This window comes from Desulfococcus sp. (genome assembly GCF_050178255.1).
Taxonomy (GTDB): domain Bacteria; phylum Desulfobacterota; class Desulfobacteria; order Desulfobacterales; family Desulfococcaceae; genus Desulfococcus; species Desulfococcus multivorans.
This window is the reverse complement of record NZ_JBFXGG010000008.1, coordinates 45,724-60,790: the sequence shown is the minus strand read 5'-3', so window position 1 is coordinate 60,790 and position 15,067 is coordinate 45,724. Positions and strand designations below refer to the sequence as shown.

Sequence of the window (15,067 nt, the reverse complement as noted above, 5' to 3'; positions counted from 1 at the left end):
CCCATGAGGTTGATTCGGGGAAGGCCGTGCCGTTGGCGGATCACGTCGACCACGGCGTCCATGTAGCCGTTCACGTGATCGTCGATGGTGAGGTAGCGATCCTTGCGGGTGGGGTAGCCCCAGTCGATCATGTAGACCTCGATCCCCTTGTCGAGGAAGGTCCGGACCACGCTCCGGCCCGGCTGGAGGTCCAGCATCGTCTCCCGATTGATAAGGGCGTACACCACCAGAAGGGGGATCTTGTGGGTGACCTTCTCGGGCGTGTAATGCTTCAGCTTCACCCGGTCCTCCTCGTACACCACCTCGTAGGGGGTGACGGCCAGATCGGTTTCAAGAGGTCCCAGAAGCACCTCGGAGGCCTTCTGAACCCGGGTCTTGACCTGTTCGGTGCTCTCCGTCAGCTTCTTCAGGATCAAATCGACGGCGATTTTCGGCTGGTTCATATCGATATCCTTTATCTCTTTCAGCAGGACAGTTTGTTATGGGTTCTTCCAAGGCTTCGACCGCTCGGGTTCCTGGAAAAGGCCCGGTTTTTTAACAGCCCGACATTCTCGGCAGAAGACGTCCAAATCCCGGTTTCTCCATTTTTTGAGCGCCTGTGGACTTTCGGTTTGACGCTTTTCGATCCGAACCTGGTTCGCGGGGCTTTGCGTCTTGAAACATGATAAGCTTTGAATGTTATAATTTTGTTATGTATGGGTAAGCGATATGTAAAATATGTGTTTGTGATATTGAGCCTTCAGCCGTGGTCTGGTAAGGTTTTATCATGAATCCGTTGCGTTTCCCCACTCGCGGGGATGATCTCACAAAATTCGATGTGTCTATTGTACCCATTGATACCTGAATAAAAAAAATATACCATGATATTCGGTACCGTGCATATAGGGGGTTCTTATCATTTTACATGGGTGATTCCCCTATCGCCGCGGCCTATCCTGAAACTCGAGGACAGGCCGCCAATCCGACAACCTGCCTCACTTCCAGGGAATACAAGGATGATATCTCAATGTTTCGTTGACATGGATTGACCGGCGCCATGGATTCGTGACGGAAAAGACTGAATATGAAAGCGAATTGGCAAGATTCAGAACAATGGTTTCAAGCGTTGTTTGAACACAATCCGAACGCCGCGATCGTCTTTGATGAGGAGACCCGGCGGATCGAATCGATCAATCGGGCGGCAAAGATCCTTTTCAATTATCGCGAGGAAATTTTCAGGACTCTGACCCTGTCGGATATCATTGACACCGATCCGCCGCGGTTGTGTGACGCCGAGCTGCGGCGGGAGATTCGGGCTTTTCGGACAATGGCCGGTGCGGTTTTTACGAGCGAGATCGCCGAAGGAAAATTCGTCTTCAACGGGCAGAGTAAAATCCTCTGGATCGTTCGGGAGATGGATAATCAATCGGACGTCGAGGCACTGTTGCGGGAAAGAAAGGTCCAGGAATACCGGAGCCTTGTTGAAAACATTGCCATCGGAGTGACCCTCATCGGCAGGGACATGCGTATCCTGACGCTCAACCGGCAGATGAGGTGTTGGTACCCAAGGATCGATTTTTCCCGTCAGCCGCTCTGCTACCAGGCCTTCAATGATCCGCCGGGAGAGAAGATCTGCACTTACTGTCCGGTGATCCAAACACTGCGGGACGGTCGTGTCCACGAGGCCGTGGCAGAAATACCTTCAGAGCGAAGCGTCCGGTATTTCCGAATCGTTGCTTCCCCCGTCGTCGATAAGGAGGGTAACATCCGGGCAGCCATCGAGATGGTCGAAGATATTTCCGAGCAGAGGGCGGCTGAGCGGCAGATTCGAACCCTTTCCCAGCAGTTGCTGACCGCCCAGGAAAACGAACGCCTGATGATTTCAAATGAACTGCACGACAGTGTCGCCCAGGATCTGTCCACCATGAAAATCTCTCTGGCGCTTACTCTCGGGGAGTCGTCCACCCTCCCGGACGACGTGCGAAAGACCCTGACCGACATGTCTTCAATTCTGAGTCGAACCATTCGGACCGTCCGAAACCTCTCCTACGATCTCAGACCCCCGGGGCTGAAGGAGATCGGTTTGATCGAGACGCTCGGGTCTTACTGTGATGAATTTGCCGAGGACGCCGGCATTCATGCCGAATTTCATTCAACGGGACTGAAAAACAGGGCTATGAATCCGTTTCTGGAGATCAACATCTACCGTTTGGTCCAGGAGGGGCTCAACAACATCCGAAAGCACGCGGAAGCGCGGCGTGCGGTCATTTTTCTGATTGGCGCCTACCCCAACGTCATTCTCCGCATTGAGGACGACGGCAAGGGGTTTGACGTCGCGGCGCGGGAACAGGCGGGATTCAGTGAAAAGCGGATGGGTCTCAGCAGCATGCGGGAGCGCGTCAATCTGCTTATGGGGAAGATGTCCATCCGATCCCGTCCGGGGGAGGGCACCCGAATTTTCATCAGATTTCCTTTCCGTGACGGACTATCGGATTTAAGTGAGATCTGAGATATCCATCGATCCCAAACGCATTACTTTTGCCCGAAGGTGGGAAATTTCGTGCGTCAGTCCCGGGAGAATATCCTACAGAAATGAATGCAAGGCCCTATGTACACGCCCATGTGTCTGAGTTTATAAAGGACGGAACAGTTTAACTCCCAACCCGTCAATGATCCGGAAGGAATATGAAATGGACGACAATGATCACCGTCCAGATGCCCATCTTCCTGACATCCCGCATATGATCAGAAGCATTCAACGCATCGAGGGTGTCGCGGACTGCTTCGGCAGGTTTGCCGGGGATTGCAATCCATCGTCGTGCCGTTGGTATAAGCTATGTTGCAAGGCCTCCGCCAAACCTCTCAAGAAGCTGTAATTGCTGCCTCTTAAAAAGGCAGCAATGGCTGATGAGGATTTCCAAGACCCTGTTCAGGTGTTCTCGGAATAGTCGATCTCCACGACTGCCCGCGACATCGTCCGTCCGTCCGGAAGCGCATGGGTCCTGCGGACGACCTTGAGCCGGTTTTCGGCGAAGAGTTGGATGCAGGCGGGGTAGAGGATCCATTCCTCCCGGAGTCCTTTCGCCCTGACGGCCTCGAGGGTGTCGCCGGGATCGATGGGAAAGGTCCGCTGTCCGATGATGGGGCCGGAATCCTCCCCGTAATCGATGAAATGGACTGTACAGCCGCCGACCTTGCATCCGTGGCGGAAGGTGTCGCCGTAACCGTCTACGCCGGGGAAGGCCGGCAGTATCGCCGGATGGATGTTCATGATCCGGGGCCGCTCGGGATCGGTGTTGACGCGGTCGATGAAATAAGGTGTCAGGTTCCGCATGAACCCCGCCAGGACCAGAAGGTCGAAGGGGTAGGCCGACATGGCTTTCAGGAGCGCGGCCTCGGCCGCCGCCCGGGTCGTGAGAAACCGGCGGACCGTCTCCGTATCGGCGCCGGGGGGAAAGATATGCTGCCGGGAAAGGATGGCGTCCAGGTCGAAATCGGGAGGCGGGACGAACCGTTCTGGATCGGTCCGAAAGCGTCTGATGATCCCGACGTAGTCCACCGTGAAATGGGGAATCCCGTGCTTTTCGGCCCGCCCGAGGCCCTTGGCGTCGGGGGTGTCGGATCCGACAAACACGATGTCGGCATCGATCTCTCCGGCTTCCGAGCGGTCGATAATGGCTTGCAGGTTGGTGCCGCCGCCTGAAATAAGGGCGCCGACGCGAAGTTTGCGCTGCATACGGCTCTGTCTCCGTTCATTGAAAAGGAGGCCGCCCTCCTGGTATCAACGGCCCCCGGAAGTCGAAAATTGGATAACTCGACTTTCATTGGCCGTATCCTCCCGGCACCTCTATCCGGTCACCAGCCTGAAAGTCGAAAGTCGAGTTGATAAAAATAACAGAAGCCTCGGACGGTGTCAATTACCAAGCCCCAAATGCCGGTGTCTCCGATGCAATGTGGTTGACAAGAAACACCACTGTCACTATAGTTTCTGAAATTGACAACTCCCAAAGAAAGGACGACAAAACTATGGCTGAAGGTGTTTTGGATATCGATGACAACGGCTTTGAAGCGGAAGTGCTCCAGTCCGACATACCGGTGCTGGTTGATTTCTGGGCACCGTGGTGCGGACCCTGCAAGGCCATCGCCCCGACGGTGGAACAGCTGGCAAAGGATTTTAGCGGCCAAATCAAGTTTACCAAGTGCAATGTGGACGACAACCCCATAACACCTGCAAAATACGGCATTCGCGCCATTCCTACCCTTATTTTTTTTAAGGGCGGCGAGATCGCCGACCAGATCACCGGCATGGTCGCCAAGGCCAAATTGGAGGAAACCATCAAAAAACTTGTCTGAACATGGGCGAGACCATTTTCAGGCAGGATGGATCGAAAACTATTTTGGGAAGACGTAGATGACAGACGTTGATGCGGACCTCGTCATTATCGGTGGAGGGCCGGCCGGACTGACGGCAGGACTTTATGGCGCCCGTGCCCGGCTCAGAACGCTTCTGTTGGAGGGTCATCTGCCGGGTGGTCAGGTACTCATCACCGATTGGGTGGAAAATTATCCCGGTTATCCCGATGGGATTACCGGTGTCGACCTGGTACGGGGGATGACGGAACAGGCCCAGCGTTTCGGGATGGCGATGGAGACCCTGAAGGTGGATGCCGTCGTTCAAGACGGCTCGCTGAAAATCGTTTCCGGAGAGGGCCGGGAAATCCGCACCCATGCCGTGATCATCGCCACGGGGGCATCCCCCAGGAAGTTGGGGGTGCCGGGCGAAGATCAGTTTTTTGGAAAGGGCATTTCGTCCTGTGCCACTTGTGACGGGCCCTTCTACAAGGATCGCGTGGTCGCCGCCGTAGGGGGCGGGGATACGGCGGTTCAGGAGAGCGTCTTTCTGACCAGATTCGCCGGCAAGGTCTATCTGATCCACCGCCGGGATCGGCTTCGCGCCGAAAAAATCCTTCAGGAACGGGCTTTGGCCAATGAAAAGATCGAGGTTCTCTGGGACACGGTGGTCACAGGTGTCAGCGGCTTGACCCATGTCGAGAACATCCACATCCGAAACTTGAAAACCGGAGAAGCACGGACGCTTAGAGCGGATGCTTTTTTTGTGTGGATCGGAATACGGCCCAATGCCGATTTTATTGGGGATACCGTCCGGCGAGATGATTGGGGCTTTATCCTGACGGACCATCTCATGGCGACGTCCGTTCCCGGGATTTTCGCTGCGGGAGACGTGAGGGCCACGCCCCTTCGTCAGATCGCCACGGCGGTGGGAGACGGCGCGTTGGCCGCATGGGCGGCGGAACATTATATCGAGCAGTTGGTGAAATGAAAAAAACAATCTTCACGGCCATGGCCCTGATATTGTTGTTGTCGGGATGTTCCTGGTTTCAGACCAGGGAAGAGGCATCCTCGGAAGATCTCGTCAGCGACGGTATGTACAACTATGAAAGCGGCAAATACATGAAAGCGATCGAGTCCTTCGAAAAATTGAAGGATTGGTATCCCTACAGCAAATATGCTATTCTGGCAGAGTTGAAGACCGCCGATGCATACTACCGGCTGGGAAAATACGACGAGGCTGTCGCCGCTTACGAGGCCTTTGAAAGCCTCCATCCGAGAAACGAAGCCATTCCCTATATCATCTACCAGATCGGCACTTGTTACTTCGAACAGATCGATACCGTTGATCGGGATCAACGCTCGGCGGAGAAGGCCCTGGAGGGGTATATGCGGCTCCTCAGGCAGTTCCCGAACGATCCCTATGCACACAAGGCTCGTCAAAACATCAAAGTCTGCCAGAGAAGCCTGGCGGGGCATGAGTTTTACGTCGGGCTCTTCTATTTCAAAAGCGGCCACTACCGGCCCGCCCTCAAGCGATTCAAATCCGTATTGTCCAATTATCCGGATGTGGGCATCCACCAAAATGCCCTCCGCTACATTACCCTTTGTGAAAACGAGCTGATAGAGAACCCGAAAGCGGACGAGACGGAGACCGGTGGTGAGGTTGAAACCCTCGAGCCTGAAACCGCCGGAGTATGGCCCTAAATCAAACTAAAAATCTTTACACGATGAATCGTATGGCGTATAGTACGCTTTTACGTTTTCGTCGTATGATTTCAGGTTCAGGACGGCTTTGAATCCCCAAGCCGAGCGTCTTGAAGCCCTTCGGATTCGAGAAAACGCGGAGACTTGTATAAACCCTAAATCGTTAAAAAGATAAATCGTTCAAGGAGTGTCATCATGTCCAGAATGTGTGAGATTTGCGGCAAACGCCCGCAGGTGGGAAACAACGTCAGTCATGCGCACAACCTCAACAAACGACGCTTCAATCCCAATCTGCAGCGTGTTCGCGCCCTGCGGGGCAAACAGATCAAAAAGATTATGGTCTGCACCCAATGCATCAAGACCGGACGGGTGGTAAAGGCCGCCTAACTCTCGATCCGTTCGACTTTAGAGATCTGTTTGACCTTTTTCAGGTCCGACAGAACCCGATTGAGGTGATTCGTATCTTTGATGGCCAACGTAAAAATGCTGTCCACTGTGTTGTTGTCCCGGATTTCCGAGTGAACATTCAGGATATTGGCCCCGTTTTTGCTGATATTGGATGCCAGATCCGCCAGGAGACCCACCCGGTCAAAAGAATGAATATGGATCTTTACCGGGTAGGTTTCCTCGGGTGTCGTATCGTTCCATTCCACCTCGATCTGTCGTTCGGGGTTGAGCTGAAGGGCATTGACGCAGTTGACCCGATGGACGGTAACCCCGCGTCCTTGAGTGATGTATCCGATGATGGGATCTCCCGGAACCGGCTGGCAGCATTTTCCAAACCGCACCAGAACGTCATCGATCCCCTTTACCGTTACGCCCGTCCTGGCTTTCTTCTTTCGTACCCGATGGATAATCTTGTCGAATAGCGAGTCATCTTTCTCCTCCTCGGTGGGCGGCTTTCGCATGAATTTTCGAACCACCTGGAGCGGGGTGATCTTGCCGTAGCCCACATTGGCGATGAGATCGTCGAGGCTTTTGAACCCAAAGTCCGCGATCACCGCCTCCATTTCGTCGGACTTGACGACGTCGTTGTAGTTCAGCTTGTATTTCCGAAAAGCCTTTTCGCACATCTCCCTGCCCAGGCTGATACTGCGTTCCTTTTCCTGGGTCTTGATCCATTGCCGTATCCGGGAACGAGCCTTGACGGTTTTGACGAAACTGAGCCAATCCTTGCTCGGTTGGTGGTTCTTGTTGGTGATGATCTCGACGATGTCCCCCGTATTCAACTCCGATCGGAGAGGGACCATCCGACCGTTCACCTTGGCGCCGATGCACTGGTTGCCGACCTCGGTGTGGATCAGATACGCGAAATCGACCGGAGTCGCACCCTTGACGAGGGATTTTACCTGGCCCTGTGGAGTGAAGACATAAACCTCGTCGGGGAAGAGATCGATACGAACGCTCTCCAGAAATTCATCGGGGTTTTCAATGTTGGCCTGGTTTTCGATGAGGTTTTGAATCCACGCGAATTTTTCGCTGATGCTCTTGTCGAGTTTTTTACCTTCCTTGTAGCTCCAGTGGGCAGCAATGCCTGATTTGGCAACCCGGTCCATCTCCCACGTCCGGATCTGAATCTCCACCCGTTCTCCGTAAGGACCGATGACGGTTGTATGAAGGGACTGATACATATTGGGCTTGGGTCGGCCGATGTAGTCCTTGAATTTGACGTCGATGGGCTTCCAGAGGGCGTGGAGGATGCCCAGAGCCTCGTAGCACTGGCTTTTGGTGTCGAGGATTATCCGGAACGCGACGATGTCGTAGACATCCTCGAACTCGAGGTTCTGGGTGATCATTTTCTGGTAGATGCTATAAAAATGCTTGTAGCGCCCAAGAACTTCACATTTAATGCCGGCCGCCTTCATTTCCTTCTTGATCATCCCCATGACGGTTTCGACGTAGTGCTCGCGTTCCTCCTTGTCCTTGCTGACAAGTCCCTTGATCCGGGCGTACTCCTCGGGCATGATATACATGAACGAGGAGTCCTCCAACTCTCGTTTCATCCAGTAGATGCCGAGGCGTGAGGCGATAGATGCGTAAATGTCCAGCGTCTCTTGCGATATTTCTCGTTTTTTTTTGTCGCTTTTATGAAACCCCAGTGTGCGCATATTGTGGAGACGGTCCGCCAGCTTGATGAGAATCACCCGGATATCGTCGGCCATGGCGAGGATCATCTTCCGGATGCTTTCTGCATGGCGTTGGTGGGCGCTGTGGGTTTCGACCTTGGTCAGTTTGGTGACGCCGGAAACGATGTGGGCGACGTCCGGACCGAAAATATCGCTGATCTCCGTGATGGTGGCATGCGTGTCCTCCACGACGTCATGGAGAAGGCCCGCAGCGATGGAGACGGCATCCAGGTTCATATCCGCCAGGATCGCCGAAACCTCGAGAGGATGCGATAAATAGGGCTCCCCTGAAAGACGGACCTGGCCGTCGTGAACCCGGGCGGAATAGATGTAGGCGCGATCGATGAGATCGATATCCGCATCCGGGTTGTTTTCGAGCATTTTGTCGATGATATCGCTGATACGAACCATGCTGTTCGGCTACCTCGACTGGTCGATCAATAAGCTTTGGCGAAGACGACGCGGGCCTCTGAAGGCTTTCCGCAACAGATGCACCGGCCCTTTTCAGTGGTGTTTTCGAGGGGAATGCATCGGATGGTGACCGTGAGGTCCTCTTTGATTTTTGCCTCGCACGCCGCTTCACCACACCAGTGACTCATGGCAAATCCACCATGAATTTCAGGCTTTTCAGGATTTTCAGGGGTAAAGAAGTCGTAAAAGGCGTCGGAATCGTCGATAACCCGGGTATGAGAATGGGTATAGTCTCCGGCGCGCTTAAGGAGGTTGCCCTGGATCTCGTCAAGAAGGTTGCCGATGGTCTTGACGAACACATCCCGTTTGATGCTGGTTTTCTTTCGATGATCCATATCCCGCCGGGCGACGAAGACCGCGTTTTCGGCAATATCCCGGGGCCCGATCTCGACCCGCAGGGGAATGCCCTTCTTGATCCATTCCCATCCCCGGGCCCCTCCGATGTCCCGCTCGTCGATTTCGACGCGCAATCGGGCGTGGTGGTAGTGAGTGTTTCGAAGCTCGGCGGCAAGGCTTTCCGTGTAGGTCATGACGTTGGCCCGTTCATCCTCGTTTTTGAAGATGGGAAGGAGTACCAGGTGGGCGGGGCTGACCCGGGGGGGCATGATAACACCGTCGTCGTCGCCGTGGGTCATGATAAGGCCGCCGATCATTCGGGTGGACGTCCCCCATGATGTGGTCCATGCGAATTCCTCTTTCTCTTCGGGCGTCTGAAATTTGATGCCCGAGGCTTTGGCGAAATTCTGTCCGAGGAAATGGGATGTTCCCGCCTGGAGGGCCTTGCGATCCTGCATCATGGCCTCGATGCAGAGCGTGTCGACAGCTCCGGGAAACCGCTCGGTGGCTGTTTTTCGGCCTTTGATGACCGGCATGCCCAGGTAATCCTGGACGAAGTGGGCATAGATATCCAGCATCTGGTGGGTCCGGGCAAGGGCGTCTTCCGGCGTGGCATGTACGGTATGTCCTTCCTGCCATAGAAATTCGCTGGTCCTCAGAAAGATGCGGGTGCGCATTTCCCAGCGTACCACGTTTACCCACTGGTTGATGAGCAACGGCAGGTCCCGGTAAGAGCTGACCCATTTGGCGAAGGAGTCGCCGATGATCGTTTCCGAGGTGGGGCGTACCACCAGGGGCTCGGCCAGTTCCCCCGCGGGCGTCAGCCCCCCGGCGGCGTTTTTCTCCAGGCGATGGTGCGTGACGACCGCGCATTCCTTGGCAAACCCCTCAACGTGCTCGGCTTCCCTCTCCAGAAAGCTGATAGGGATAAACAAGGGGAAATATGCATTTTTAACGCCGGTTGATTTGAAAAGGTCGTCCAGCTCGCGGACGATATTTTCCCAAAGGGCGTATCCCCAGGGCTTGATGACCATGCATCCCCGAACCGGCGACCGATCGGCCATATCCGATGCCTTGACCACCTGCTGATACCATTCTGCGTAGTCTTCGATTCGTGTGGGCGTGATTGCTGTTTTCGGTTGCGTTGCCATATACGTCCTTTCGTCGGTTTTTGCTGTCTTTCATCGGGTCATCATGCCGTTTTCGGATGCCGGGTTCCGGCGGATACACGCTATGCCCGGACAGTTGCCGTTTTATGCTCCGTCGGTTCGAGACGAGGTTGGGACCTTCAGGTTTCTGGAAAAGCGATCGACCTCTTCCAGAAGGACTTCCACCAACTGTTCGTGAGGGACCTTCCGGATCACCTTGCCTTTCTTGAAAAGGATCCCTATGCCGTCGCCGCCGGCAATGCCGACGTCCGCTTCCCTTGCCTCTCCAGGTCCGTTGACCACGCATCCCATGATGGCGATCTTGATGGGTGTCGAAACCGTGATGAGGGCTTTTTCGACACGCTCCGCCACATCGAAAAGATTGATTTTGCAGCGACCGCAGGTGGGACAGCTGACAATCTCGGGCCCGTGCCGCCGGATTGCCAGCGCCTTCAGAATTTCATATCCTACGCGGACTTCTTCCCCCGGATCGCGGGTCAGGGAAACCCGGATGGTGTCCCCGATGCCGTCTGCCAGGAGCATGCCGATGCCCAGGGCGGACTTGACGATACCTGGATACAGGCCCCCGGCTTCAGTGACACCGACGTGGAGGGGCAGGTCGGTTTTCTCGGAGAGAAGCCGGTAGGCCGAGACGGTTCTGGAGACATCGGATGCCTTGAGGGAAATCTTGATCTGGTCGAAATCACAGGACCTGAGCATCTCCACGTGACGCAGGGCGCTTTCGACCATGCCCTCTGCAGTGACGCCGCCGTACCGTTTGAGAATGTCTTTTTCAAGGGATCCGGCGTTCACGCCGATTCGGATGGGAAGACCCCGGTCTTTGGCACAGCGCACCACCTCGCTCACCTTTTTCATACCCCCGATGTTGCCCGGGTTGAGGCGGAGACCGTCGGCACCGGACTCCGCCGCCGCAATGGCGAGGCGATAGTCGAAGTGGATGTCTGCAATCAAGGGGATGGTGATATTTGATTTGATGGACCGAATGGCTCGGGCGGCCGCCATGTCGGGCACCGCCACGCGTACGATCTCGCAGCCGGCCAGTTGGAGGCGACAAATCTGGTCCGTTGTTGCCGCAACGTCCTCGGTCGAGGTGTTGGTCATGGACTGGACCGAAACAGGTGCGCCGCCGCCGACCTGTACACGGCCGACATGGATGGCACGCGTCGTTTTTCTGTGAATCTCCAGGGGCATCGTTCAATATCCAAACATAACCGCCCCCGTCGAGGGCGGTAAAAAAGAATCTGCACATAGGGCTTTCAAACCCTATTTAAAGCACTTTCCGGACGAATTTCAAATAAAAAATCGCGCCGCAGGGTTACGTGTGGCGGGGATTCGGGGTACAGCAACGGCAGGATAAATGATCGTATTGAACGGCGGCTCCGGAAGATAGCGGCGTAACCCCTTTGCCGCAGCTTCCCGGCGGAAAATCGACGGGAAGATCCCCGGGACGCTCTCGTCATGAATGGCCTTCGTTCAACGGAAAAACGGATTGTAACGCTTCTCTCTTCCAATGGATGTCGCAGGACCGTGGCCGCAATAGACCTTGGTTTCGTCCGGAAGCGAGAACAGTTTCATACGCACGCTGGCGATGAGTTGATTGTAGTCGCCCCCCGGAAGGTCCGTTCTTCCGATGGAACCCGAAAAAAGTGTATCGCCGACAAAAACGCTGTCCTCGGCTTTGAGAGCGATACCCCCGGGACTGTGACCCGGCACGTGAATGACCTTGAGTGTGATGTTGCCGAAGCTGAGGATATCGCCGTCCCCCGGCATCTGATCCGCCGCCGGGGAGTTTTCCACGGAAAGACCGAAGGAAGAGGCTGCTGCGCTGAGGTGGCTCAGCATGGAAGCGTCCCCTTCATGAATCAGGATCGGCGCGCCCGTGGCTTCTTTCAGACGTTTGTTGGCGCCCACATGGTCGAAGTGACCGTGGGTGTTGATAATCAGTTTGACCTTGAGTCCGAGATCATCGATGACTTGAAGGATCCGGTCGGCATCACCTCCCGGATCGATGACCGCAGCCTCCCGTGTCTCTTCGCATCCCAGAATATAGCAATTGGCCATAATCGGCCCGACTTCCAAGCTTTCCAATATCATGACATCCTCCTTTACATCTATCCTCTATATTCCATCTCCCGATGGACCGATATCTTTCCTGCGGAACTATTTTCCTGAAAGACGCTCACGGGCTTTTTGAATATGCTCTACAAGGCTGCTTACCTTGTTCACCGATCCATTTCCCGTGAGGTCTTTGAAGGCTTGCTCGGAAAGGTGCGTTTTCAGGAACGTCGTCACGTCGAAAGATTCCCACCAGCAGTCGATGATATGACGGCAAACCGATTCCCTACCTTCGGCCCTGAGACAGTACCGGAAAGGAATCTGCCCTCCGAGGCGGGGGCATCGGCGCTCATAACCTTCCAGGTCTTTGGAAATCATCATCGGCTTTTAAGCAATGTGGGTTTCGGAAAATTTTCGAAGATTCGCTCCGATCGCTCGATTTCCTCGTCCGTCAGGACATAGTTTGTCAGTTGTCCGGATAGAAACTTCTCATAGGCGGTCAGGTCCAGCAGGCCGTGTCCGCTCCAACTGAAAACGATCACTTTTTCTTTTCCTTCTGCTTTGGCTTTAAGGGCTTCGCTGACCACGCACGCCAGGGCATGGGTCGTTTCAGGGGCCGGGATGATCCCTTCGGTTCTGGCGGCGAGCACTCCGGCCTCCAGTGCCTGAATTTGCGTTACGGCTTTAGGGGTTGCGATGCCCTCGGTGACGATCTGGCTCACGGTGGGTGCCATACCGTGATACCTCAGCCCGCCGGTATGAATCGGAGGCGGAATGAATGCATGTCCGAGGCTGTGCATTGGCAGAAGCGGCGTGTAACGTGCCGTATCGCCGTGGTCGTAGACAAAGGGCGCCTTGGTCAGGGTAGGGCAGGCTGCGGGTTCCACAGGAATAATATCGATGTCTTTGCCGTTGATTTTGTCGAGGACGAAGGGAAATGCGAGTCCTGCGAAATTGCTGCCGCCGCCGGCACATCCAATGATAATATCGGGATATTCTCCGATTTTTTCAAATTGCCGTTTGGCTTCGAGTCCGATGATGGTCTGGTGAAGCATGACGTGGTTGAGCACGCTCCCGAGTGAATAGCGGGTCTTTCCGGTTTCGTCGGCGACGGCCGCCTCGATGGCTTCGCTGATGGCGATGCCGAGGCTACCGGGCGTGTCGGGATCCCGTTCCAGGGCCTCTCTTCCGGCCCGGGTCTCTGTACTGGGACTGGCCACGCATTGTCCACCCCAGGTTTCCATCATGGCCTTTCGATAGGGCTTCTGATCGAAGCTGATGCGGACCATGTAGACCTTGCACTGCATTCCGAACTGGGCGCATGCAAAGGAGAGCGCGCTTCCCCACTGTCCCGCGCCGGTCTCGGTGGTCATCCGCTCGATGCCGAACACCTTGTTGTAGTATACCTGAGGCACCGCCGTGTTGGGTTTGTGACTTCCCGGGGGGCTCAGGCTTTCGTTCTTGTAGTAAATGCGGGCGGGCGTTCCCAGAGCCTTTTCCAGGGATCGTGCTCGAACCAGGGGCGCAGGACGCCATATGGCCAAAACCTCCAGGACGGGTTCGGGAATGTCGATCCACCGATCGGTGCTGACCTCCTGCTCGATCAGGTTCATTGGGAAAACCGGTGCCAGAGTTTCCGGCGTGAGGGGGGTGCCGTCGGGTCCCAATGGAGGATTTATCTTGATGTCCGCAAGAATATTGTACCATTGGCGGGGCATTTCATCTTCGTTTAGAAGAATTTTTCTGGGTTCCATAACTTAAAAGACTCTCCTTAATCGTTTTCCGTTTCGTCATGGATCGGCGTCGTTGTCGATGCACGCCGCTTCACGACTCCCGGCCGCCCTCGAACCGGTGAAAAAGAGGCAACCTCTGCTTTTTCATCTGTCTTTCCGATGCCGTCACCGACCGACGGTATCCGATCGGGTATGGCTGACCGGCATTCGGCTTCGACCTGAATCTCCTGGTTTTTCAGAGCGATATGAGCGCTGTCGAGAATGCCGTTAATGAATGCTCCTGATTCTTCCGTGCCATATTTCTTACCGATGTCGATGGCTTCGTTAATGGATACTTTTTCCGGGATATCTTCAAGGAAAAGGATTTCATAGAGTGCAATCCGCATGACATTCCGATCGACGCAGGCCATGCGGCTGATCTTCCAATTGCTGGAAAACCGTTCGATAAGGCGGTCGATCTGGCATCGGTTCAGCATGACTCCCCGGGCCAGCGTTTCGAAAAAAGGTTGGATTTTTTCCGACTGCGGAAAGCATCGCTGAAAAAGCGTCAGCGCCTCGATGGAGATGTCGTTGCGGATATCCATGTAATAAAGCGCTTGCAGGGCGGCTTCTCTTGATTTTCGGCGGTTTTTCATGGTTCTTTCGTCAGGACTGATCCACGACGTCCATCAGATTGGCCATTTCGATGGCGCTGACCGCCGCGCTCCACCCCTTGTTGCCGGCTTTGGTCCCGGCCCGCTCGATGGCCTGTTCGATGCTGTCGGTTGTCAGGATGCCAAAGATGACCGGGACCTCCGATTCCATTGAGACTGCGGCGATCCCCTTGGAGACCTCGGCACATACGTAGTCGTAATGGGATGTGGCGCCTCGGATGACGGCCCCAAGACATATGATTGCGTGATATCGATCCTTAGCCGCGAGTTTTTTAGCCAAAAGCGGTATCTCGAAGGCTCCGGGGACCTTGACGATATCGATGTCGGCTTCCTTGGCCCCGGAGCGGTTCAGCGCATCCAAGGCCCCGCCCACCAGGCGATCGGTAATGAAGTCATTGAATCGGGCGGCAACGATGGCGAATCTTTTTCCCTCCGCAATCAGTTTGCCCTCGAACGTATTCGGCATGGAATTCTCCTTTTGTGTGAGC

Annotated in this window: 13 protein-coding genes and 1 pseudogene; 5 read left to right on the top strand and 9 right to left on the bottom strand. The window is 55.0% G+C overall.

Features of this window, described 5'->3' with window-relative positions; genetic code table 11:
* Positions 1 to 443 (bottom strand): annotated as a pseudogene (locus AB7S84_RS03265) (class III poly(R)-hydroxyalkanoic acid synthase subunit PhaC); the annotation flags it as partial.
* A 662-nt stretch (positions 444 to 1,105) separates the two neighbouring features.
* Between AB7S84_RS03265 and AB7S84_RS03260 the strand changes: the two are divergent.
* The gene (locus AB7S84_RS03260; protein WP_428152890.1) at positions 1,106 to 2,488 is read left to right on the top strand and encodes a histidine kinase; all 1,383 of its coding nucleotides are present in this window, start codon (positions 1,106 to 1,108) and stop codon (positions 2,486 to 2,488) included.
* A 420-nt stretch (positions 2,489 to 2,908) separates the two neighbouring features.
* Here the strand turns inward: AB7S84_RS03260 and purN are convergent, their stop codons facing one another.
* The gene (gene purN, locus AB7S84_RS03255; protein WP_020875988.1) at positions 2,909 to 3,715 is read right to left on the bottom strand and encodes a phosphoribosylglycinamide formyltransferase; all 807 of its coding nucleotides are present in this window, start codon (positions 3,713 to 3,715) and stop codon (positions 2,909 to 2,911) included.
* 290 nt (positions 3,716 to 4,005) lie between these two features.
* On the opposite strand from purN, the gene trxA reads away from it, so the two are divergent.
* The 4 genes from trxA to rpmB all read left to right on the top strand — a co-directional run bounded on the left by trxA (position 4,006) and on the right by rpmB (position 6,423).
* Positions 4,006 to 4,332, top strand: a complete 327-nt coding sequence (trxA, locus tag AB7S84_RS03250) for a thioredoxin (protein WP_020875987.1) — start codon at positions 4,006 to 4,008, stop codon at positions 4,330 to 4,332.
* Between the two features lie 58 nt (positions 4,333 to 4,390).
* The gene (trxB, locus tag AB7S84_RS03245; RefSeq protein WP_020875986.1) at positions 4,391 to 5,320 is read left to right on the top strand and encodes a thioredoxin-disulfide reductase; all 930 of its coding nucleotides are present in this window, start codon (positions 4,391 to 4,393) and stop codon (positions 5,318 to 5,320) included.
* Positions 5,317 to 6,036 carry an outer membrane protein assembly factor BamD gene (locus AB7S84_RS03240; RefSeq protein ID WP_020875985.1) on the top strand — a complete coding sequence of 240 codons (720 nt, stop codon included), beginning with the start codon at positions 5,317 to 5,319 and terminating at the stop codon, positions 6,034 to 6,036. Before trxB ends, AB7S84_RS03240 begins: the two co-directional genes overlap by 4 nt.
* 195 nt (positions 6,037 to 6,231) lie before the next feature.
* Complete coding sequence (rpmB, locus tag AB7S84_RS03235) at positions 6,232 to 6,423, top strand: 50S ribosomal protein L28 (protein WP_020875984.1); 192 nt, start codon at positions 6,232 to 6,234, stop codon at positions 6,421 to 6,423.
* Here rpmB and AB7S84_RS03230 read toward each other — a convergent pair.
* From AB7S84_RS03230 to ribH, 7 genes are all read right to left on the bottom strand, one after another.
* Entirely contained in the window at positions 6,420 to 8,573 is a 2,154-nt protein-coding gene (locus AB7S84_RS03230) for a RelA/SpoT family protein (protein ID WP_020875983.1), read from the bottom strand. The genes rpmB and AB7S84_RS03230 overlap by 4 nt on opposite strands.
* A gap of 26 nt (positions 8,574 to 8,599) precedes the next feature.
* Positions 8,600 to 10,120 carry a proline--tRNA ligase gene (gene proS / locus AB7S84_RS03225; RefSeq protein ID WP_020875982.1) on the bottom strand — a complete coding sequence of 507 codons (1,521 nt, stop codon included), beginning with the start codon at positions 10,118 to 10,120 and terminating at the stop codon, positions 8,600 to 8,602.
* A gap of 102 nt (positions 10,121 to 10,222) precedes the next feature.
* Complete coding sequence (ispG, locus tag AB7S84_RS03220) at positions 10,223 to 11,329, bottom strand: flavodoxin-dependent (E)-4-hydroxy-3-methylbut-2-enyl-diphosphate synthase (RefSeq protein WP_020875981.1); 1,107 nt, start codon at positions 11,327 to 11,329, stop codon at positions 10,223 to 10,225.
* A gap of 282 nt (positions 11,330 to 11,611) precedes the next feature.
* On the bottom strand, positions 11,612 to 12,232 hold the full coding sequence (locus tag AB7S84_RS03215; protein WP_020875980.1) for an MBL fold metallo-hydrolase: 621 nt from the start codon (positions 12,230 to 12,232) through the stop codon (positions 11,612 to 11,614).
* Between the two features lie 338 nt (positions 12,233 to 12,570).
* A complete protein-coding gene (locus AB7S84_RS03210) occupies positions 12,571 to 13,947 on the bottom strand; it encodes a TrpB-like pyridoxal phosphate-dependent enzyme (protein ID WP_020875978.1) in 1,377 nt (458 codons plus the stop codon).
* A gap of 17 nt (positions 13,948 to 13,964) precedes the next feature.
* Positions 13,965 to 14,561, bottom strand: a complete 597-nt coding sequence (gene nusB / locus AB7S84_RS03205; RefSeq protein WP_020875977.1) for a transcription antitermination factor NusB — start codon at positions 14,559 to 14,561, stop codon at positions 13,965 to 13,967.
* 10 nt (positions 14,562 to 14,571) lie between these two features.
* On the bottom strand, positions 14,572 to 15,045 hold the full coding sequence (ribH, locus tag AB7S84_RS03200) for a 6,7-dimethyl-8-ribityllumazine synthase (RefSeq protein ID WP_020875976.1): 474 nt from the start codon (positions 15,043 to 15,045) through the stop codon (positions 14,572 to 14,574).
* Positions 15,046 to 15,067 lie beyond the last annotated feature (22 nt).